We start from the raw sequence: 21,712 nt of genomic DNA on the forward strand, positions 1-21,712 counted from the left end.
AATCAATAATAAATTAACAACCATGAAAACAAACATTATGAAATCAAATTTTAAATTTTTAGCAATTATCGCTTTCTTCGGAATCCTTTTAAACTCATGTAGCAGTGATGATGACAACGGATCATCTAGCTTAAATGCACCAGAAATAACTGGTTTTGAATACGGTGAAGGCAGCGTACACTCAACAGACCAAGTTGCTTTTAAAGGCTCTGACATTCATTTAGAAGCAGAAATTAATGCTGAAGCCGTAGTTAGCAGCATTACGCTTTCTATCCATGCACACGATTTAACGCTTGCAGATGGTGAAGTTGAGTGGGATTTTTTCCAAGAATACACAGATGCTAGTTACCTAGTAATAAACCCAACCTTCCATGAACATGTAGATGTACCAACAGATATACCAGCTGGTGAATATCATATTGAATTAACTGTAATAGATGAGTTAGGGAATAGCACTGAAATTGAAGGTCATTTAGAAATTTTAAATCACATTACATTAAGTGATTACTCTGTAGATACTACAGCTGCTAAAGGCACTGATTTTCATGCTGAATTTATGATAAGTGCTTTAAACGGCATCCATAATATAACGGTAGATATTCACGCTCATGATCTTCCTGTTGGTGATGGTGAAATAGAATGGGATGAAGAAATTGTATTTTCAGAAGGTTACCATGACCTAACAGACGTTGAATTCCATGAACATATTGATGTACCAACAACTGCACCTGCAGGAGAATATCATGTTACTTTTACTGTTGAGGATGAAGATGGAAACACAAAATCTTACGAAACACACATAGATATTACAGCGTCTTAATACATTATTATACCGCATAGTATACTAAATATGCTATGCGGTTTTATACTCTATAAAATGAAATTAACATCAACTTATTTTTACTTCGTATTTTCTATAATGTTACTAATTACATCGTGTTCTAGTGATGATAGCATTAATATAGATGAAGAAAAACCAACAATTACGATTAACTACACAGAAGGTTTTCCACAGGCATGCGAACAACTTGTAAAAGGGGAAACTTACACTTTTAAAGCACAAGTAACAGACAACAGATCGTTAGCTTCTTACAGTTTAGATCTTCACCATAATTTTGACCATCACACGCATGATGACCAAGGTGAAACATGTGATTTAGAACCTATAAAAGTAGCTGTAAATCCTTTCATATATATGCAGAATTTTAATATTGAAGAAGGATTAACCACTTATGAAATTGATATCAGCATAACTATTCCTAATGATATTGACACCGGAGATTACCACTGTGCTTATTCCGTAACAGATGTAACTGGTTGGCAAAGTAGAACCTCTATTGATATTAAGATTATTGAATAACAAAACTATCCCTAGTACAAATATAATTTGAATTAGTCCATTTTATGTTTACTTAAAGTGCCAGTAATAAAATATTGGCACTTTTTTATTTATAAATTAGTCATCATAATCAAATCACCTCAAACACTGACCTAGGTCATATTTATTGTTAATACTACAGCGTAATTTTACAAAAAATTCATTATTCAATTTTGTATCAATAAGACATATATGTTTTCTAAAAAAACAACTCAAATTCTGCGTATTAGCCTTATTACTTTGCTCTGTTCCTATTACACTTACGGACAAGAAAAAGTAACAAGTATCTCTGAGGCCTTAGAAATAAGTTACAACAACAATGAGAAAATAAAACGTTATGAAGAACGTGTTCAGCAAAAAATATTTGAAGATAAAGCTGCTAAAGGAAACTTTTTACCTTCCGTAAATCTTATAGGTGGTTACACGTACCTCAGCGAAAATATGAAAATTAACACCTCTCAGGTTAAAAATTCTATAGATGACTTGGCTGGTAAATACGGAACCGCTTTTATTAGTGCTTATGGTGAAGAATTAGGCTTAGCATTACCTGCAGAATCTGCTTATAGCACAATTGTTAGTTCTTTATCTCAACTGCCTTCTTACAATTTAGTTGTCGATAATCAGAACATTCCAACGGCTGCTATTACAGCTACACAACCCATTTTTACAGGTGGAAAAATTATTGCCGCAAAACGTTATGCAAAAGCAGAATTAGAATCATCAGAAATAGAATTAAAACAAGTTAAAAACGAAATAGCTAACGAACTGATAGACCGTTATCTTACCGTAGTCCTTTTAAAACAAGTGATAAAAACACGCCAACAAGCATATGAAGGCATGCTAAAACACCAAGAGCAAACCGAACGTGCTATTGAATTAGAAATCCTTGCCAAACATGTTTTATTAAGAGCAAAAGTCGCTGTAGCCAATGCTGAAAAGGATCTTAACAATGATAAGAACAAACTTGAATTAGCAGAAATGGCATTGCGTACAACAATGAATTTACCCGATTCTACAGTCTTAAAAACAATAGATAGTATTGGTTATCAAAATCTATATTTTGATTTCAGTAAGCTTTTAGAAACTGCAAACACCAATCAACCTGCTTTAGAACTCATCAATCAAAAAGAAGTGATGGCTAAACAATCTCATGCATTAGAGAAATCCAAATTCATGCCTAACATCGCTGCTTTTGGTACTTATAATATGTTTCGTGAAGATTTACCCATTATTCCTTCAAAATTCATTGTTGGTGTACAAGCGCAAATCAACATTTTTAATGGGTTTAAGGATATTAATAAATTAAAGGCGAGTAAACATCTTCAAGAGGAAGTGAAAAACGCAAAGCAATACGCTACCCAACAAATTAAACTTCTTGTTGAAAGTAATTATAGGAATACACTTAATCAGCAAAAATTATACAATAGCCAATTAACAACCGTAGATTTAGCAGAAGAAAACTTTAGAATAAACAGAAGACGTTTTGAAGAAGGTATAGGAAAATCTATTGATGTCATTGATGCTTCTTTACTTTACGAAAAATCTAAAATAGAACAACTCGTTGCTCTTGATGGTTATTATAAGGCCATCGCTAATTTATACACTGCCATAGGCGAACCCGAAAAAATAATCCCAATTTTAAGTAACCAATATTTACCATGAAAAAATCGTACATCGTATTATCAATTCCTATATTAATAATCATCTTCTCTATTGTCTATTTTTTAATAGGCGCTACCACACCTAAAGAAGACGTATACGTTGGTATGCTTGAGACTACAGAAGTAAACGTTGCTTCTGAAATAGCAGGCCGAATCAATACTATTTTAATAGAAAAGGGAAGTACCGTAAAAAAAGGGCAAGTATTAGCTACTTTAGAAACCGATGTTTTAGATGCTAAAAAAGGACAAGCTGAAGGGATGGTTAAAGCGGCACGATCTTTAATTGAAAAAGCAGAATCTGGTGCACGTAAAGAGGAAGTCAATGCTCTTAAAAACCAATATTTAATGGCGAAAAGTCAATTTGATTTTGCCGAAAAAACATATAAAAGATACCAAGCACTCTATGATGACAGTATTATTTCTAAACAAGAAATGGACGAAATTCAATTTAAATATGATACTGCAAAAGAACAAATGAACGCTGCTGAATCTATGTGGAACATGGGAAAAAGCGGTACAAGAAAAGAGGATATTAAAGCCGCTTATGGAAGCTACGAAAGCGCTCAAGGTGCCTATAGTGAAATGGAAGCTTTTTATGATGAACTAGAAATTGTTGCCCCTACCGCAGGTGTTATTAGCAATCAAATTGCTGAAGAAGGTGAAGTTATGGCTGCTGGTTATCCTATTTTAACCATTCAAAAACCTGAAGATATCTATGCTATTTTTAATGTTAGAGAAGATCATTTGGTAGACTTTAAAATGGGAACAATCTACAAAGCTAAAATCCCAGGATTAAGCAATGACACCTTAGAATTTAAAGTGACATATATCTCGCCAATGGCAGATTTTGCAACGTGGGTTCCTATAAAAGCAAAAGGAGAATATGAATTGAAATCTTTCGAAATTCACCTTAAACCACAAGAACGTATTTCAGAATTACGTCCTGGAATGTCTATTCAAATAATAAAATAAGTCCCAAAAAGCATGAATTTGCCTTTTTATCATATTTTCAAACGAGAAATGCTCAGGTTAGCACGCCTAAAATCGACTCGGAATTTATTTATAATAGTTCCCATAATAGTCTTCTTTGTGCTAGGCTCAATATATTATAAAGGCGCATTAAGAGAGGTTTCGGTAGCTGTCTATGATAATGATAATAGTGAACTTAGTAGAACTTATATTCGATATTTAGAAGCTTCACCAAATCTAAAAGTGACTTATTATATGTCTTCAAACGATGCTATTGAAGATGTTTTTGTTAAAAATGAAGTTCAAGGTATATTTTATATCCCTAAAGATTTTCATAAAGATGTCCTTAAAAGTATTCCTGTTCAATTAAAAATATATACCAACTCTACCAATATTGTTTTCGGAAATCTTCTGTATAAATCAGCTGAGCAAATTACACAATTAGTAAGCGCAGGAGTTGTGGTTAAAAGCATTGCACCTTTAGGAATTAATCCAGATAAAATATTAGGAACCGTTTTACCAATTAAAGTTAACACCAAAGTTTTAGCCAACCCACAGTATAATTATGTCTATTATTTATTACCTGGTTTAGCGACTGTTTTATTGCAAATGATCATCTTTTTTGCTGCCACAAGAGCTTTTAATAATGAATGGAAAGAAGGAACTTATGAAGATTTGTATCGTACTGCTAACGGCAATATATTAACCATACTTTTTGGAAAATATTTAGCATACATGATTTATGGTTTAAGTTTATGTGGGTTAATATTTACTATTGTATTTCCTGTTTTTGGTATTCCTATATATGGAAACATCGGCTATTTATTACTCCTACTATTACTATTCCTTACGGTTAATATATGCCTTGGTTTCGGAATTTCTTTAATTTTTAAATCTGAAGTTATTGCTTTAGACATGGCTATTTTTTACAATTCACCTGCATTTGTATTTAGTGGATTTACATTTCCAATTTGGGCTATGCCTTGGTTTAATAGCATGTACGCACAAGCGATACCTTACACCCATTTTTTAACTGCTTTTCTTAAAATTTACCAACTAGATACGCCCTTCTATTCTATTGTCCCTGAATTAAGAAAACTTACAATATTCCTCGTCGTTGGTATTTTAATAATTATTACAGGGTTAATAATTAATAGAAAAATCATTTTTCTACAACCAAAAACAAGTGCAATATGAATCTAAAAATCATATGGAGATTGCTAAAAAGAGAAACAACACTCATACAAACCGATCATAGTATTCTATTAGCATTATTAGCAGCACCTCTACTCTATTTTGCTTTAATGGGGACTACCTACATGAATAAAGATGAAGAAAAAGTAAATGTTGGTATAGTAGATTTAGATCACTCTAACAGCAGTAAAGCGTTCTTAACAAAACTTAATGCGACTCAAAAAATAAATATTACTGATACGTATATAAATCGTGTTGAAGCTGAAAAAGGATTCAATAATTTTGATGTTCAAGCCATAGTTGAAATCCCTAATGGATTTGAAAAAAAATTAATTAACAAAGAAAGTGCACCAATTGGTTTAATTCTTAATAACTCTAAGTTTCTATCTTCTAACGACATTAACAAAGCTGTTAATTTAGTAGCTATGGAATATGCTTCAGACTCACGCCAACAGTTTTTTGAATCGAAAGGAATAAACCCTTCAACGGCCAAAAACAAAGCAAAGCCTGTAACGGCGCAAATTCATGCGGTTTACAATCCGACTAATAATTACGGTAATTTTTTATTACCTGCATTATTGATACTTATTCTACACCAAACTTTACTAATTAGCTTATCTGAAAGTATAGCTTCTGACTGTGAAAACAATCAAATTCTTATTAATTTTAAAGACAGTAAATTTAGTTTTTTAAATTATTTTTTAGGAAAAACAGGCTTCTATATGACACTCTATTTTGCTTATATGACACTAACTTTTCTAGTTGCATATCCTGCTTTAGACTTACCATTAAACGGCAGTTTATTTACGTTATTTACAGTAACATTTTTATTTTTTATAACCACCATATTTTATACTTGGTTTATATCCTCTTTCTTTAAATCTCAGACGAGTGCTATGGAAATTATGGCATTCACCTCTTATCCTGTATTTTTAATTACCGGAATTACTTGGTCTTTTAAAGAAATGCCTCTCTTTTTACAAAGTATCGCTAATCTTATACCGCTTAGACCTTATTTTGAATTCCTAAAAAAACAAACGATTATGGGGGTAGATAGTCCCTACTATAATAATGAAATTATTCATCTTCTTATATTATTGTTAGTTGGGTATGTTTTAGCATTTTTAAGGTTTAATTATTTGAGAAATAAAGTTCAAAAATCGGTTATTAACCTTTCTAATTAAATTGTAAAACCTCAACTACCTCAATATATAAATAATCGATAGCATCTTGTTTATTAAAACATAGATTAGAGCTTAAGAAAAATGAATCTAATTCATCTTTAAATCAACTGATTTTTTTTCACTAATTAAGAGATTGTTTTGATCTTAATTCAAATACAATTATTTACCTTTACACTCTATTGGTTTATGTCTGTGTTTTTATAGATATGATTAAAAGGGAATCAGGTAAAATAGTTGTTAACTAAATAATCCTGAACTGTTCCCGCAACTGTAAGTTTAGTCCCATTTTGGGATGCCACTAATGAAAATCTTCAACATCCACTGTTCTTTTTGAATGGGAAGGAACATTAGTCGGACACGAGTCAGGAGACCTGCCAATTTTACCAACAATTAACACAGCAGCTTTCGGGTAAAAAGCATCGGGTTTATGAGATATTTTGTATGCACCATATTATTTTGCATAGGTTTTTCGTCTATGCTTCATTCGCAAACCGATTCCATCACGGCTTTGAGAGAGGTACGCCTTATTGCCTACCGACTTAAAGATTCTACCTATACAAGAAATGTAACTATTGTAAAAGATAGTGTCTTAAAACAAAATCAAGCTTCTCTAACTAATTTTCTAAACTTTAATAGCACGGTTTATTTTAAGGAGAATGGTTTAGGTATGGTTTCTTCACCCTCTTTTCGTGGTACAACAGCATCACAAACTTCGGTACTTTGGAATGGTATTAACATTAACTCACAAACCACCGGACAAACCGATTTTAATACCATAAATACACGTGGTTATAATAAAATAGAAATAAAACCAGGCGGCTCTAGTGTTGCCGATGGAAGTGGCGCTATTGGCGGCTCTATAAATCTGGTAAATGAACTCGGTTTTAATAAAGGATTTCATAATGAACTTTTTGCTAACTACGGAGAGTTTAACACCTATGGCATAGATTACCAAACTAATTATTCATCAGAAAAATTTAGTGTGCTTTTAGGCATTGCCAGAAATGCTTCTGATAATGATTATCCCTACCCAGAAACAGACCGCATCAATATTAACGGTCAGTATCATAATACTAACATTAGTTTAGCGGCAACTTCGAAATTAAATTTAAATAACACCCTAAAAGTTTTTGCGAATGTTTATGATGGTAGACGAAATTTTTCAGTACCAACACCAAACGCATTAAAAACAAAATATACTGACTTTAACACACGCTCTCTTGTAGAATGGGAAAGTCATTTCAGCAAGTTTAAGTCCAATCTAAAAATAGCAACCACAACAGAAGAATACCGTTATTTCGGTAACATAGACAATGATTTTTACACCTACGGAAAAGTGACGAGTTTTATTTCTAAATACGGACTAGATTTTGCCCTTTCTAATAAGATATTGCTTACCGCAGGAATTAATTACACACACAATGATGGTCAAGGTTCTAATATTGCTTCAGAAACACGCAACTTATCTGCTGCCTTAATCAGTTTTAAACATGTACTTTCAGAAACGTTTCTTTATGAACTAGGATTACGCCAAGAAACGAATGAACAATATGGAAATCCACTTTTATATTCTGCAGGTTTTAGCACAAAGCTTACTGATTTTTATCAACTAAAAGTTAATACGTCTAAAAACTTCCGAATCCCGACTTATAACGATTTGTATTGGCAAGGTGTTGGGAATCCTGACTTAAAACCAGAAGAATCTTATCAAGGTGAAATTAGCAATAATTTCAATTTTAAAAACCTTTCTATTTCCTTAACAGGTTATTATAATTACGTAGAAAACTTATTACGTTGGGTGCCTGACAGCTCTGGTATTTTTAGACCAGAGAACACTAATAAAGTTCAGATTTACGGACTAGAATCTGTCGTTACAGCTCAGAAATCATTTGGAAATCACAAATTCACGGGTTCTGCAACCTTTGCTTATACTGTTTCAGAAAATAAAGAAACAGGAAAACAGCTCATCTATGTTCCGTTTTACAAATTCACGACTTCTTTTGGGTATAATTATAAAAGAATTTCGGCCTATTATCAATACCTTAATAACGATGAGGTTTTTACCACCACAGATCATGCTACCGAACATATTTTAGACAGCTATATGGTTGCTAATTTAGGAGCAGAATACACATTAGGAAAAAATCGTGACTATAAAATAGGAGCGCAAATATTAAACTTCTGGAACGAATCTTACGAAAGCGTTCTCAACCGCCCAATGCCTGGTCGGAATTTCAATTTCTATTTACATCTAAAATTTTAAATAATGAAAAAATATTTTTACAAACTCGCAAGTCTGCTAATGTTAGTTTTAATCACTATGACATCATGTACTAGTGATGATAGAGACGATCCTATTTCCGTACAACCACCATCTGGAGATTACACTGATGGAATTTTTATTTTGAATGAAGGTGGATACGGTTACTCTAATGCTTCTGTTTCGTTTTTTGAAAACACAGGTGAAGTTTATAATTCTATTTATTCTGAAGTAAACGGAATGGGTCTTGGGGATACAGCGCAAAGCATGGGTTTTTATGGTGAAAATGCATATCTCGTAGTAAATAATTCGGCTACTATAGAAGTTGTTAACCGTTATACTTTTGAATATATAGCAACAGTCAGCAATATGATTGTAAATCCTAGATATATTGAATTTAGTGACAATAAAGGTTATATAACCAATTGGGGAGATCCAAATGACGTTAATGACGATTATGTTGCTGTTTTAAATTTAGACACAAATCTTATAGAAGCTACAATTCCGGTAGCTGAGGGTCCTGAAAAAATACTACTAGATAACGGTAAACTTTACGTAACTCACAAAGGAGGTTATGGCTATGGCAACACTATAAGTGTTATTGATGTAGCATCACAAAGTGTTTTGAATACTATTACTGTAGCAGATGTACCAGACGGAATGGTTATTGACAACGGTTTTCTTTATGTGATGTGCTCTGGTAAAGCATCATGGACAGGAGACGAAACCCTAGCTAAACTTTTTAAGATCAATCTATCTAATACAGATGAAATAACAGTACTTAATTTCTCTGCAGAACTACACCCTAGCTATCTAGAGTTTGAAAATGGAATTTTGTATTACACCTTAAATAATGAGGTTTACTCCATAGATAGTAATGCTTTTCAACTACCAGAAAATTTCGATTTTTCACCAGCAGCAGATGGTGTGGAGATTCTTTATGCTTTTAAGGTACATGAAGGTGCTATTTATATTGCTGACGCTAAAGATTACACTTCTAATGGCGAAGCATTTATTTATAATCTAAATGGTGATTTACAAAATCAATTTTCTGTTCAAATCATTCCAAATGCATTTTATTTTAACAATCTATAACGAATTAAAAACTATTAAATTATGAAAAACAATTACAAAAAAGCATTTTACATTTTAACAGCAATTCTACTTTCTGCAAGTAGTTATGCACAAGACTACTCTGGTGGTGTATTTATCTTAAATGAAGGATTATATGGTACCGATACAGCTTCTCTTTCTCACATAAATGAAAGTGGAACATTAGATAATGATATTTTTACCACTCAAAATCCAAGTATGTCGTTGGGAAATACAGGACAAGGTATGGGCTTTAATGACGATTATGCTTACGTGGTACTTAATGGTAGTAATGAAATAAAAATCATTAACAGTACTACTTTTGCATTTGTAACCAGTATAACAGATCAAATAAGCAACCCTAGAAACATTACTTTCTATAACGGAAATGGTTATGTAACAAATTGGGGAGATGGTTTTGACACTACAGACGATTATGTTGCTGTAATTGATTTAGCTACAAATACCGTTACTTCAACAATATCTGTTGTAGAAGGTCCGGAAGAAATTATACAAAAAGACGGAAAACTATTTGTTGCTCATCAAGGTGGCTACGGATTTGGTAATACTATTTCTGTAATTGATATAGCTACTAATACAGTAGAATCTATTACCGTAGGCGATGTACCATCTACAATAAAAGTTGAAGACAATTATCTTTATGTTTTATCTAGCGGAAAACCATCATGGACAGGTGATGAAACTCTTGGTAGCATTCATAAAATAGATTTATCTGATTATGACAACCATGTTACAATTGATTTTCAAACTACAGAACATCCAAGTTTTTTAGCATTAGGCGAAACTGATTTATACTATGTTCTCAATGGAGACATTTATAAAATGGCTTTAACAGATACAGCACTTCCAACAGTTGCTTTTAATTCATCTAATAATGCACAATTACCTTATGGATTCGATAAGATAGACGACAAACTCTATTTATTAGATGCAGTAGATTATGTAAGCTCAGGAAAAGTGTTTGTATATGATGAAAGTGGAAGTTTACTTACAGAATATACTGTAGGACCATTACCTAATGGTGTTTATAAAAGCGAAAGTACTTTAAGTGTAAATGATTTTGCTTTTGAAACGACAACTTTATATCCTAACCCAGCATCAGGAAGTTTTGAATTAAACCTTACTGAAAATGCGAATATCAAAATGTATGATGTCTCTGGTAAATTAGTAAAAGCTGTAAAATACACAAACACGCAGCCAATAGCTTTAGACGGTATCGAAGCTGGTATGTATTTAGTTAATGTGGAAGTAAAAGGAAATTCTACAACTTTAAAATTAATCGTAAAATGATCAAAGTAATCTTTCTCTTCCTATGTTCTAGCTTTGTTTTACAAGCACAAAATTACGCACCTGCTGCGGGTCAAGCAGGATCTACAGCAATTGCTGCAGACAGCGATGTTTTTGTAGCCTGGGCAACCGGCATAGAACTACAACGTGGATATGTAAATATCTCTAATCCTTCGCAAGAACATGAAGGTAGTAATTATGCAACTTATGGAGTTGCAGAAGATGCTTTAGGTATAGCAACTAATAATGTAGTAAGCTTAGGTGATGCTGGCGAAGCTGTACTAACCTTTGAAACACCAATAGCTAATGAAGATGGTTTTGATTTTGCTGTTTTTGAAAACAGTTTTAGTGATACATTTCTAGAATTAGCTTTTGTTGAAGTGAGCTCTGATGGTGTTAATTATTTTAGATTTCCATCTCATAGCGAAACACAAACAGAAACACAAGTTGGAGGATTTGGAAATGTTGATCCTACATATATCAATAATCTTGCAGGAAAATACAGAGGTCTTTTCGGAACACCTTTTGACTTATCTGATATAGATGATGATGCTTTGTTAAACAAAAATAATATTACACACGTAAAGATTATTGATGTTGTGGGAAGCATAGATCCTGCTTATGCTAGATATGATAGTTTTGGCAATGCTATTAATGACCCTTTTTCAACGCCATTTTATTCTAGTGGATTTGATTTAGACGGTATCGGTGTTATTAATCAGCAATCTTTAAGTATCGATGATGAAGAATATTCAGTAGTCTCTATCTATCCTAATCCTGCTTCAAATGAATTACACATCAATTCTACTGAAAAAGTTGAAGTAAGTATTTATGACATTCTTGGTAAATTAGTGATTTCAAAAGAAGTTAACTCTAATAATGCTATAGAAATATCAGAACTTAAAAGTGGTATTTACTTAGTTAGAATTGCATCAAAAGGAAAAGTAAGTCAACATAGACTTATTAAAAACTAGAAGATAATTTATATAAATGCTTTCCTTACTACTTTGGAAAGCATTTTTTCATATAAAAACGCATTGATTAAAAACACTTTAACTGTTAATAACCAACAACTTAAAGTCATAATTAAAAACAAAAAACTCTGTAAATCATTAGACTTACAGAGTTTTTTTATTTGGAATAAAGTAGTCGGGGTGGCAGGATTCGAACCTGCGGCCTCCACGTCCCAAACGTGGCGCGATAACCGGGCTACGCTACACCCCGAATTTGTATTCTCAATTTCGGAATGCAAATATACATCTTTTATTTACATAATAGCAATATTTTTTAGTTTTAAATTTTACTTTAAAAAAACCACAACTTAAAAAAGATCTAAAATTTAATAATATGCCCTTCTATTTGCGTTACAGCTTAATAGAAAAACAGAATTAGAAAAATCAATAAGGTATTTTTAAGAAACCAAATAACTATATTTATATGGGCCCACTAAATTAATCAAAGAATGAAAAAAATAATTATCATAAATATTTCTCTATTCGTATTAATAGCATGCAATTCAAATGAGAAAAATCTAAAAACACAGCTCAAAATAATAGTGTAACGAAACAAGATTTACCATTACTAAAAGAAAGTATAGAACGCGGTAAAATAATCTATAATAAGTTATGCATTACATATCACCTAACTGATGGAAAAGGTGTATCTAAAATATTCCCTCCTTTAGTAGATTCTGACTTCTTACAAGAAAATCAAACAGAAAGTATTAAAGCTATTAAACACGGACTTACAGGCAAGATTACAGTTAATGGTATTGATTATAATAGTGTAATGTCACCTCTTGGTCTTTCAAATAAAGAAGTCGCAGATGCTATTAATTATATCAATAACAATTGGGGAAATAATATTGACAACTTTGTAACTCCTGAGAAAGTTTCAGAATTATAAACACAATACAACTTAAAAAATATAAATTTGCAGCATAAACTAATCTGAATTAAATATGCTTATAATAGGAATTGCAGGTGGTACAGGCTGTGGAAAAACAACAGTTGTCAACACAATTTTAAATGAACTACCAGAAGGTGAAGTCGGTGTGATTTCACAAGATTCTTACTATAAAGATACCACACATTTAAGTTTTGAAGAGCGTGTTAAAATAAATTTTGATCACCCAAGATCTATAGATTTTGATTTACTTAGAGAACATCTTGAAGATTTAAAACTAGGAAAATCTATTAATCAACCCGTTTATTCTTTTGTAAAACATAACCGAACAGGAGATGTCATTGTTACTAAACCTAGAAAAGTAATGATTGTAGAAGGGATTTTAATTTTATCGCATTCAGAGATCCGAGATCTATTTGACATTAAAATATATGTACATGCAGATTCAGACGAACGTTTAATTAGAAGACTTAGGCGTGATATTACAGAACGTGGAAGAGACATCAACGAAGTGCTTCAACGTTACCAATCTACATTAAAACCAATGCATCAGCAATTTATTGAACCAATGAAAGAATACGCTGACATTATTATTCCAAATAACAAATACAACACGGTAGCTGTAGATATCGTTAAAACCATAATTAACGAACGTTTATAATGCCAAAATTCAATAAAAAATATCTCAAACCTTTTAAGAACATTTACGTTATTGTTCTTGCCGTGTTTTTGGTTTGGATGTTCTTTTTTGATGCACATTCATGGTTATTTCATCATGAATTAAATAATGATATTGAGGAATTAGAATATCAAAAAGAACATTACAGAAACGAGATGGCTAAAGATAACAAAGCTATTAAAGAACTGAGCACAGACGAGGGTATTGAGCGTACAGCAAGAGAAACCTATTACATGAAAAAGTCTAATGAAGACATTTTTATTATAGAGTATGAAGACAGTATCGCGAAACAAAAACGAGATGAGTAAATCATTATTTAAGGATTTTGAAGCCGTATCTTCAAAAGCGTGGAAACAAAAGATTCAATTTGATCTTAAAGGAGCAGATTACAACGAAACACTTATTTGGAAAACCAATGAGAATATCAATGTAAAACCGTTTTACCATGCTGATGAATTTAAAACCTTACCCGAAGTTTCTAAAAGTAAAGCTACTAATTTTAAAATCAGCCAGGCTATAAATGTTACAGATTCTAAAATCAGTAATTTAAAAGCTTTAGATGCCATTAAGCGTGGAGCTGAAAATATTATTTTTAATATAGAATCAGAATCGATATCACTTAAAGAACTATTTCAAAATATTGATTTAGATATAACAAACATTGATTTAAAATGTGATTTTCTATCTGTAGATTTTATAAAAAAAGCACCTCAAGCTTCTTCTATAAACATACAAACAGATATTATTGGTCAACTTGCTAAAACAGGAAATTGGTATAAAAACCTTAACGCTGATCATAGTGAGTTTGAAAAAATTGTAAAAACATCAAATCAACTAAGTATTGATTCTGCTTTATACCAAAATGCAGGAGCTACCATAGTTCAGCAATTAGCATATTCTTTAGCTCATGCCAATGAATATTTAAATTATTTAGATAATAAACGATCTAGCGAAGCCAAGCAATCCCTACAAGTAACATTTAATATTGCCGTAGGAACAAACTATTTCTTTGAGATGGCAAAAATCAGAGCACTTCGTCAATTATGGTCCACTTTAGCATCAGAATACGGTGTTAATGATTCATGCAGAATCATAGCAACACCAAGTAATCGTAACAAAACTATTTACGATTACAATATTAATATGTTGCGTACAACTACAGAATGTATGAGTGCTATTCTTGGAGGAGCAGATGTAATTTGTAATGCTCCTTACGATACTCTTTTTCATAATTCGAATGAATTTGGAGAACGTATTGCCAGAAATCAACTTTTAATATTAAAAAATGAAAGTTATTTTGATAAGGTAAATAACCCGGCAGATGGATCATATTATATAGAAAGTATTACAAAACAATTGGCAGAAAAAGCACTTGATCTTTTTAAAGATATTGAAGCTAATACTGGTTTTTTAAGTCAACTTAAAGAAGGTACTATTCAGAGAAAAATTAAAGAAAGTGCCGCAAAAGAACAAGTTGATTTTGATACTGAAAAATTAGTTTTATTAGGAACAAATAAACATCCTAATTCTGCTGATAAAATGAAAAATGAAATTGAAAAAAGTCCGTTTTTAAAAATCGAAAAGCGTAAAACTTTAATTGTTCCGGTAATTCAAAAAAGATTATCTGAGAATACAGAAATTAAAAGACTAAATAACGAAGAACACTAAATAGAAATCAACTCTATAGTTCTTTTTCATCTCTAACCTTTAACTTAATGTCAAGAAAAAATCTTCAACATATAGCTTTAAAACCAGAAGTAAAATCCTTGACTAAGGACAAAGAAAAAAACTTTTTTACAGCTGAAGGTATTGCAATCAAATCAACGTATTCAAAAGAAGACTTAGAAGGATTAGAACACCTCAATTTTGTTGCCGGAACAGCACCAAACCTTCGTGGTCCCTACTCTACAATGTATGTAAGAAGACCTTGGACTATTAGGCAATATGCTGGTTTTTCAACAGCTAAAGAAAGTAATGCTTTTTACAGACGAAATCTCGCTGCAGGACAAAAAGGACTATCTGTAGCATTCGATTTAGCAACACATAGAGGATATGATTCTGATCACGAACGCGTGGTAGGAGATGTTGGTAAAGCTGGTGTTGCCATCGATTCTGTTGAAGATATGAAAATACTCTTCGACCAGATTCCACTCGATAAAATGTCGGTTTCAATGACTATGAATGGAGCCGTATTACCAATTATGGCATTTTATATTGTAGCTGCAGAAGAACAAGGTCTACAAGCTAAAGACTTAGCAGGAACAATTCAAAATGATATTTTAAAGGAATTTATGGTGAGAAACACTTACATCTACCCACCTACACCTTCAATGAAAATCATCTCTGATATTTTTGAATATACGAGTAAAAACATGCCTAAATTCAACAGTATTAGTATTTCAGGTTATCACATGCAAGAAGCTGGTGCCACCTGTGATATAGAATTAGCCTATACTTTAGCTGATGGATTAGAATATATTAGAAAAGGATTAGCGGCAGGTATGGACATTGATACTTTTGCTCCTCGCCTATCTTTCTTTTGGGCTATTGGCATGAATCATTTTATGGAAATTGCTAAAATGAGAGCGGCAAGAATGCTATGGGCAAAATTAGTAAAGCCCTTCAATCCTAAAAACCAAAAATCATTAGCGTTAAGAACACATTGCCAAACCTCGGGTTGGAGTTTAACCGAGCAAGATCCTTTTAATAATGTAGCAAGAACTTGTATTGAAGCTTCTGCAGCAGCTTTTGGAGGTACACAAAGTTTACACACCAATGCGCTAGATGAAGCCATTGCTTTACCAACAGATTTTTCTGCACGTATTGCGAGAAATACACAAATTTATTTACAAGAAGAAACGCAGATTACAAAAACGGTAGATCCTTGGGCAGGTAGTTATTATGTTGAAAAATTAACCGCTGATATTACAGAAAAAGCTTGGGAGTTAATTCAAGAAGTTGAAAAATTAGGCGGCATGACCAAAGCTATTGAAGCTGGTATACCTAAGTTACGAATTGAAGAAGCTGCTGCTCGTAAACAAGCTCGTATAGATTCTACACAAGATATTATTGTTGGTGTTAATAAATATCGTTTAGAGCAAGAAGATCCTATTTCTACCTTAGAAGTAGATAACCAATCTGTACGATTACAACAAATAGAACGCTTAAACACTATAAAAGCGACTCGGAATCAGACAGAAGTCAAAGAAGCATTATTAAAATTAACAGAAGCAGCTAAGACAAGTGATGAAAATTTATTAGCTTTAGCCATAGATGCAGCTCGTAAAAGAGCAACATTAGGAGAAATAAGCGATGCTTTAGAAGTTGAATTTGGACGCTATAAAGCACAAATAAAATCATTTTCAGGCGTGTATAGTAAAGAAATTAAAGACGATAAAAGCTTTCAAAAAGCGAAAGAACTTGCCGATAAATTTGCAGAACAAGATGGCCGTAGACCTCGAATTATGATTGCAAAAATGGGACAAGATGGGCATGATAGAGGTGCAAAAGTCATCGCTACTAGTTATGCAGATGTTGGTTTTGATGTCGATATCGGCCCCTTATTTCAAACCCCTAAAGAAGCCGCAAAACAAGCCATTGAAAATGATGTGCATATTTTAGGTATCTCCTCCTTAGCTGCCGGACATAAAACTTTGGTACCACAAGTTATCGAAGAACTTAAAAAATATGGCCGTGATGATATAATGGTTATTGTAGGTGGCGTTATCCCAAAACAAGATTATCCTTATTTAATAGATGCAGGTGCTGCTGCCGTTTTTGGACCAGGAACTAAAATTAGTGATGCTGCCATTCAGATTTTAGAGATTTTAATCGATTAATTATTGAGTGAAGTTAAATTTAAAAGAAATCAATTACATTTTTTTATAAACTTAAAGTATTAAGTTTTTCAAATTAAAAAACAGCGTAAAATCATCATATAATTGATACCAATTAGTAATGCTGGTAAAGACAGCCTACATCCTATTTAAAAAATTAAAGAAAACTTTCATAGTATAATAAGGAAAGAAAATCTAGAAATAGAAGTATCCGAAACACTCAGGCTAAATCGAAAGCAAAAGTGATAATAACATTAAATTTTTCCTCTTTTTTTAAATAAAAAAGCCTTCAAAATCAACTAACCTTTTAGTTAAAATATTGTTATTGTTTTAGTAATCATAATTTTATATCTAAATTAGGAGCAAATCCTTATTTAATATTAATTCATTAAACTCATCAATCAATGAAAAAATTATTTATTAGTACATTAATTACAATGTGCCTTACACTTGCATTTCCTATAAATGCTCAAGTTATAGCCACAAAATCTAAAACTCAATTAAAATACAATCCTTCAGATCCTATTCCTACAGATCCAAACGTAAAAACTGGAGTTTTAAAAAACGGACTTACCTATTACATTCAGAACAATCCTAAACCAGAAAACAAAGTAGAATTAAGACTGGTTATCAATGCCGGTTCTATTTTAGAAGATGAAGATCAATTAGGTCTTGCTCATTTTATGGAACATATGAGTTTTAATGGAACGAAAAATTTCGAAAAAAATGAACTTGTAGATTATCTTCAAAGTATAGGTGTAAAATTTGGTGCACACCTTAATGCATATACTAGTTTTGACGAAACTGTTTACATTCTACCAATTCCTAGTGATGATCCTGAAAAATTAGAAAAAGGATTTCAAATTATTGAAGATTGGGCACATAATGCTTTATTAACAGACGAAGAAATTGATAATGAACGTGGTGTTGTTTTAGAAGAATACCGTTTAGGAAAAGGTGCTGACGAGCGTATGATGCAAGAATACTTGCCTAAAATGATGTATGGCTCTATGTATGCAGAACGTCTTCCTATTGGAACGAAAGAGAATCTAGAAACATTTAAATACGAAAGTTTAAAACGCTTTTACAAAGATTGGTACAGACCCGATTTAATGGCTGTTATTGCTGTTGGTGACATCGATGTTGCTACACTTGAAGAGAAAATAAAATCTCATTTTAGTCATATAAAAAATCCTAAAAATCCAAAACCTAGACCTTCATTCGATTTACCTAATCATAGCGAAACATTTATTGCAATCGAGTCTGATAAAGAAGCGCCTTTTGCTAATGTACAATTAATGTTTAAGGATAAGGTTAACTCTAAGCCCGATTTAACTTATGCCGACAATAGAAAATCTATGGTAGAAAATTTATTTTCTCAAATGATAAACAACCGATTAGATGAAATTAGAAATGGAGAGAATCCACCTTTTGTTTATGGTTACTCTTATTACGGCGGAACTTATGCGCGTACAAAAAATGCATTTCAATCTTTTGCAATGACAAGTCCAACTGGACAATTAGATGCTCTAAAAACACTTTTAGTAGAAAATGAACGTGTTCGTCAACACGGTTTTTTTGAAGGTGAATTTAATCGTGCTAAAAAAGACTTAATTGCCAATATGGAACGTGCTTATAAAGATAGAGACAAAATGGAATCTAACCGAATTGTAGGTCGATATATCAACAATTTCTTAGAACAAAGCCCTATGCCAAGTATGGATTGGAGATTCGATTTTATGAACTCGCAATTACCAACCATAACCTTAGAAGAAGTTAATGCACTTATTAAATCTTATATTAAAGAAGATAACAGAGTGGTTATTCTTACAGGTCCTGAAAAAGAAGATTTAGAACCAGTTAAAGAAGCACAAGTTACCGAGTTGTTAGATACGGTTAAATCTATGGATTTAAAACCTTACGAAGATAAAGCTGTAGCTTCTTCATTAATTACAAATGCGCCAACAAAAGGAAGTATTAAAGACTATAAGACAGACGAAACACTTGGTACAACAACCTTAACGCTTAGCAACGGAGCAACGGTTACTTACAAGAAAACAGATTTTAAAAATGATGAAATTTTGTTTGATGCATTTAGCTACGGAGGAACATCTTTATATTCTGTTGAAGATTACAAAGCAACTTCTAATGCTAACGGAGGTTTAACAGAAGCTGGTGTTAACGGATTTAATAAGGTAGAATTAAGTAAAATGATGTCTGGGAAAATTGCTTATGTAAGACCATCAATCGGGACTTATAGCGAGGGAATTTCAGGAAGCACAACACCAAAAGATTTAGAAACTTTATTTCAATTAACACATTTATATTTTACTGCTTTAAATAAAGACGAAAAAGCATTTAAAAGTTTTGCTGAAAAACAAAAAGCATTTTTAGGTAACCTTTTATCTAATCCTCAATACTACTTTCAAGATAAAATGTCTGAATTTATGTATGGAAAAAGTCCAAGATACTCAGGCTTCCCAACTGCAGAAGATATGGATAATGCGGACTATGATTTAGCTTACAAAAAATACCAAGAGCGCTTTGCTGATGCAGGAGATTTTCACTTTTACTTTGTAGGTAATATTAACGAAGAAAAACTAGTAGAACTTTGCGAAACATACTTAGCGAGTTTACCAAGCACTAATAGCAAAGAAACTTATAACGTAACGGATTTTAGACCATTAACGGGTTCTCATCAAAAAATTATAGAAAAAGGTGAAGATCCAAAAAGCTCTGTTAGGATGACTTATCATGGTCCTACAGATTATGACGAAAAAGAAGCTCATGCCTTAAAAAGTTTAGCCGAAGTACTCACTATTAAATTGGTTGAAAAATTAAGAGAAGAAGAAGGTGGCGTTTATGGTGCTGGTGCTGGTGCAAGCATTAGTAACATGCCTTACCCTTGGTATAGATTTACTATTAGTTTTCCTTGTGGACCTGAAAATGTAGATAAGCTAATAGCTGCAACATTAAAAGAAGTCGATTTACTTATTAAAGAAGGTCCGACAGACAAAGATTTAGAAAAAGTAAAAAAAGCTCAAATTTTAGATTATAAAGAAGATTTAAAAACAAATCGATTTTGGTTATCACAGCTAAAAAATGCAGATTATCTTAAAAAAGATGCAGAAGATATTTTAAAATTTGAAGATGCAGTAAACGGTTTAACTGTTGAAGATTTACATAGTGTAGCAAAAAAATATTTAACACAAGGTCATATCACAGGGATCCATAATCCTGAAAAATAAGATTAAAGTTCTAGTTCCTAGCAGCCTTCATAACATGATTATGAAGGCTGCTTTTTTTATACAAGTGTTAACAACTTCAATTTCTTAAAGTCGTAAATAATCGTATTTTTACCGTGGACTTATTATGGAATTATTCGGTTCTGAAATGACGTAGCTTTTGCTTTCTAGCAAGGCTTATTGGCTCTCAGACGATAACATGAGAAGGTATTAACTGAATCCAAGATATAAAATGGGCAAAATCATTGCGATAGCAAACCAAAAAGGAGGTGTTGGCAAAACCACAACCTCAGTAAATTTAGCCGCTTCTTTAGGTGCACTAGAGAAAAAGGTTCTACTTATCGATGCAGATCCACAAGCCAATGCTAGTTCGGGCTTAGGTCTTGACGTAGATGCTGTTGAAATAGGTTCGTACCAAGTTTTAGAACATACGGCTACCGCAAAAGAAGCTATTGTAGCTTCCAATGCTCCAAATGTAGATATACTGCCTGCACATATTGATCTTGTAGCTATCGAAATAGAACTTGTAGATAAAGAACAAAGAGAATACATGCTTAAAAAAGCAATTGTAGACTTAAAATCTGAATATGATTACATTCTAATTGATTGTGCTCCATCTCTAGGTTTACTAACATTGAATGCTTTAACAGCTGCAGATTCTGTAATTATACCTATCCAATGCGAATATTTTGCACTTGAAGGTTTAGGTAAACTGTTAAATACTATTAAAAGTGTACAAAAAATACATAATGCATCGTTAGATATTGAAGGCTTATTACTTACTATGTTTGATTCACGTTTACGTCTTTCAAACCAAGTTGTAGAAGAAGTACAAAAACACTTTAGCGATATGGTTTTCGATACCATTATACAACGTAATGTGCGTTTAGGTGAAGCACCTAGTTATGGTGAAAGCATTATAAACTATGACGTAACTAGTAAAGGAGCAGTAAATTATTTAAATTTAGCTAAAGAGCTTATAAAGAAAAACGAATTATAAT

Annotated in this window: 17 protein-coding genes, 1 tRNA gene and 1 riboswitch; of the genes, 17 read left to right on the top strand and 1 reads right to left on the bottom strand. The window is 32.3% G+C overall.

Annotated features, from left to right (window positions below; genetic code table 11):
• Nucleotides 1–22 precede the first annotated feature (22 nt).
• The 10 genes from H0I32_RS02755 (at nucleotide 23) to H0I32_RS02800 (ending at nucleotide 12,020) form a co-directional block, all read left to right on the top strand.
• Nucleotides 23–820 (top strand): DUF4625 domain-containing protein, encoded by a 798-nt coding sequence (locus H0I32_RS02755; RefSeq protein ID WP_246293615.1) that lies wholly within the window; start codon nucleotides 23–25, stop codon nucleotides 818–820.
• 57 nt (nucleotides 821–877) lie between these two features.
• Nucleotides 878–1,360 carry a DUF4625 domain-containing protein gene (locus H0I32_RS02760; RefSeq protein ID WP_179314001.1) on the top strand — a complete coding sequence of 161 codons (483 nt, stop codon included), beginning with the start codon at nucleotides 878–880 and terminating at the stop codon, nucleotides 1,358–1,360.
• Between the two features lie 210 nt (nucleotides 1,361–1,570).
• Nucleotides 1,571–3,040: a TolC family protein gene (locus H0I32_RS02765; protein WP_179314002.1), complete on the top strand. Its 1,470-nt coding sequence runs from the start codon at nucleotides 1,571–1,573 to the stop codon at nucleotides 3,038–3,040.
• On the top strand, nucleotides 3,037–4,011 hold the full coding sequence (locus H0I32_RS02770) for an HlyD family secretion protein (protein WP_179314003.1): 975 nt from the start codon (nucleotides 3,037–3,039) through the stop codon (nucleotides 4,009–4,011). Before H0I32_RS02765 ends, H0I32_RS02770 begins: the two co-directional genes overlap by 4 nt.
• Nucleotides 4,012–4,059: 48 nt before the next feature.
• Nucleotides 4,060–5,205: an ABC transporter permease gene (locus H0I32_RS02775; protein WP_246293616.1), complete on the top strand. Its 1,146-nt coding sequence runs from the start codon at nucleotides 4,060–4,062 to the stop codon at nucleotides 5,203–5,205.
• Nucleotides 5,202–6,386 (top strand): ABC transporter permease, encoded by a 1,185-nt coding sequence (locus H0I32_RS02780; protein WP_179314005.1) that lies wholly within the window; start codon nucleotides 5,202–5,204, stop codon nucleotides 6,384–6,386. The genes H0I32_RS02775 and H0I32_RS02780 overlap by 4 nt, the downstream gene beginning before the upstream one ends.
• A 163-nt stretch (nucleotides 6,387–6,549) precedes the next feature.
• A riboswitch (cobalamin riboswitch) is annotated at nucleotides 6,550–6,780 on the top strand.
• 81 nt (nucleotides 6,781–6,861) lie between these two features.
• Nucleotides 6,862–8,649, top strand: coding sequence for a TonB-dependent receptor plug domain-containing protein (locus tag H0I32_RS02785; protein ID WP_179314087.1), 1,788 nt, complete (start codon nucleotides 6,862–6,864; stop codon nucleotides 8,647–8,649).
• Between the two features lie 3 nt (nucleotides 8,650–8,652).
• Nucleotides 8,653–9,741 (top strand): YncE family protein, encoded by a 1,089-nt coding sequence (locus tag H0I32_RS02790; RefSeq protein WP_179314006.1) that lies wholly within the window; start codon nucleotides 8,653–8,655, stop codon nucleotides 9,739–9,741.
• A gap of 21 nt (nucleotides 9,742–9,762) precedes the next feature.
• The gene (locus tag H0I32_RS02795) at nucleotides 9,763–11,049 is read left to right on the top strand and encodes a YncE family protein (protein WP_179314007.1); all 1,287 of its coding nucleotides are present in this window, start codon (nucleotides 9,763–9,765) and stop codon (nucleotides 11,047–11,049) included.
• Complete coding sequence (locus tag H0I32_RS02800) at nucleotides 11,046–12,020, top strand: T9SS type A sorting domain-containing protein (protein WP_179314008.1); 975 nt, start codon at nucleotides 11,046–11,048, stop codon at nucleotides 12,018–12,020. The genes H0I32_RS02795 and H0I32_RS02800 overlap by 4 nt, the downstream gene beginning before the upstream one ends.
• Before the next feature lie 175 nt (nucleotides 12,021–12,195).
• Here the strand turns inward: H0I32_RS02800 and H0I32_RS02805 are convergent.
• A tRNA-Pro gene (locus tag H0I32_RS02805) sits at nucleotides 12,196–12,270 on the bottom strand.
• Nucleotides 12,271–12,639: 369 nt separating this feature from the next.
• Between H0I32_RS02805 and H0I32_RS18140 the strand changes: the two genes are divergently transcribed.
• From H0I32_RS18140 to H0I32_RS02840, 7 genes are all read left to right on the top strand, one after another.
• Nucleotides 12,640–12,951: a c-type cytochrome gene (locus tag H0I32_RS18140; RefSeq protein WP_179314088.1), complete on the top strand. Its 312-nt coding sequence runs from the start codon at nucleotides 12,640–12,642 to the stop codon at nucleotides 12,949–12,951.
• A gap of 55 nt (nucleotides 12,952–13,006) precedes the next feature.
• Entirely contained in the window at nucleotides 13,007–13,612 is a 606-nt protein-coding gene (gene udk / locus H0I32_RS02815; protein ID WP_173586770.1) for a uridine kinase, read from the top strand.
• Nucleotides 13,612–13,938 (top strand): FtsB family cell division protein, encoded by a 327-nt coding sequence (locus H0I32_RS02820; protein WP_173586769.1) that lies wholly within the window; start codon nucleotides 13,612–13,614, stop codon nucleotides 13,936–13,938. Before udk ends, H0I32_RS02820 begins: the two co-directional genes overlap by 1 nt.
• On the top strand, nucleotides 13,931–15,298 hold the full coding sequence (locus H0I32_RS02825; protein WP_179314009.1) for a methylmalonyl-CoA mutase subunit beta: 1,368 nt from the start codon (nucleotides 13,931–13,933) through the stop codon (nucleotides 15,296–15,298). Before H0I32_RS02820 ends, H0I32_RS02825 begins: the two co-directional genes overlap by 8 nt.
• Nucleotides 15,299–15,345: 47 nt before the next feature.
• Nucleotides 15,346–17,469, top strand: a complete 2,124-nt coding sequence (gene scpA, locus H0I32_RS02830) for a methylmalonyl-CoA mutase (RefSeq protein ID WP_179314010.1) — start codon at nucleotides 15,346–15,348, stop codon at nucleotides 17,467–17,469.
• Nucleotides 17,470–17,870: 401 nt separating this feature from the next.
• The gene (locus H0I32_RS02835) at nucleotides 17,871–20,714 is read left to right on the top strand and encodes a M16 family metallopeptidase (RefSeq protein WP_179314011.1); all 2,844 of its coding nucleotides are present in this window, start codon (nucleotides 17,871–17,873) and stop codon (nucleotides 20,712–20,714) included.
• Nucleotides 20,715–20,943: 229 nt separating this feature from the next.
• On the top strand, nucleotides 20,944–21,711 hold the full coding sequence (locus tag H0I32_RS02840) for a ParA family protein (RefSeq protein ID WP_173586765.1): 768 nt from the start codon (nucleotides 20,944–20,946) through the stop codon (nucleotides 21,709–21,711).
• Nucleotide 21,712 lies beyond the last annotated feature (1 nt).

Origin of the sequence: Winogradskyella sp. HaHa_3_26 (assembly GCF_019278425.1) — a bacterium.
Classification (GTDB): domain Bacteria; phylum Bacteroidota; class Bacteroidia; order Flavobacteriales; family Flavobacteriaceae; genus Winogradskyella; species Winogradskyella undariae.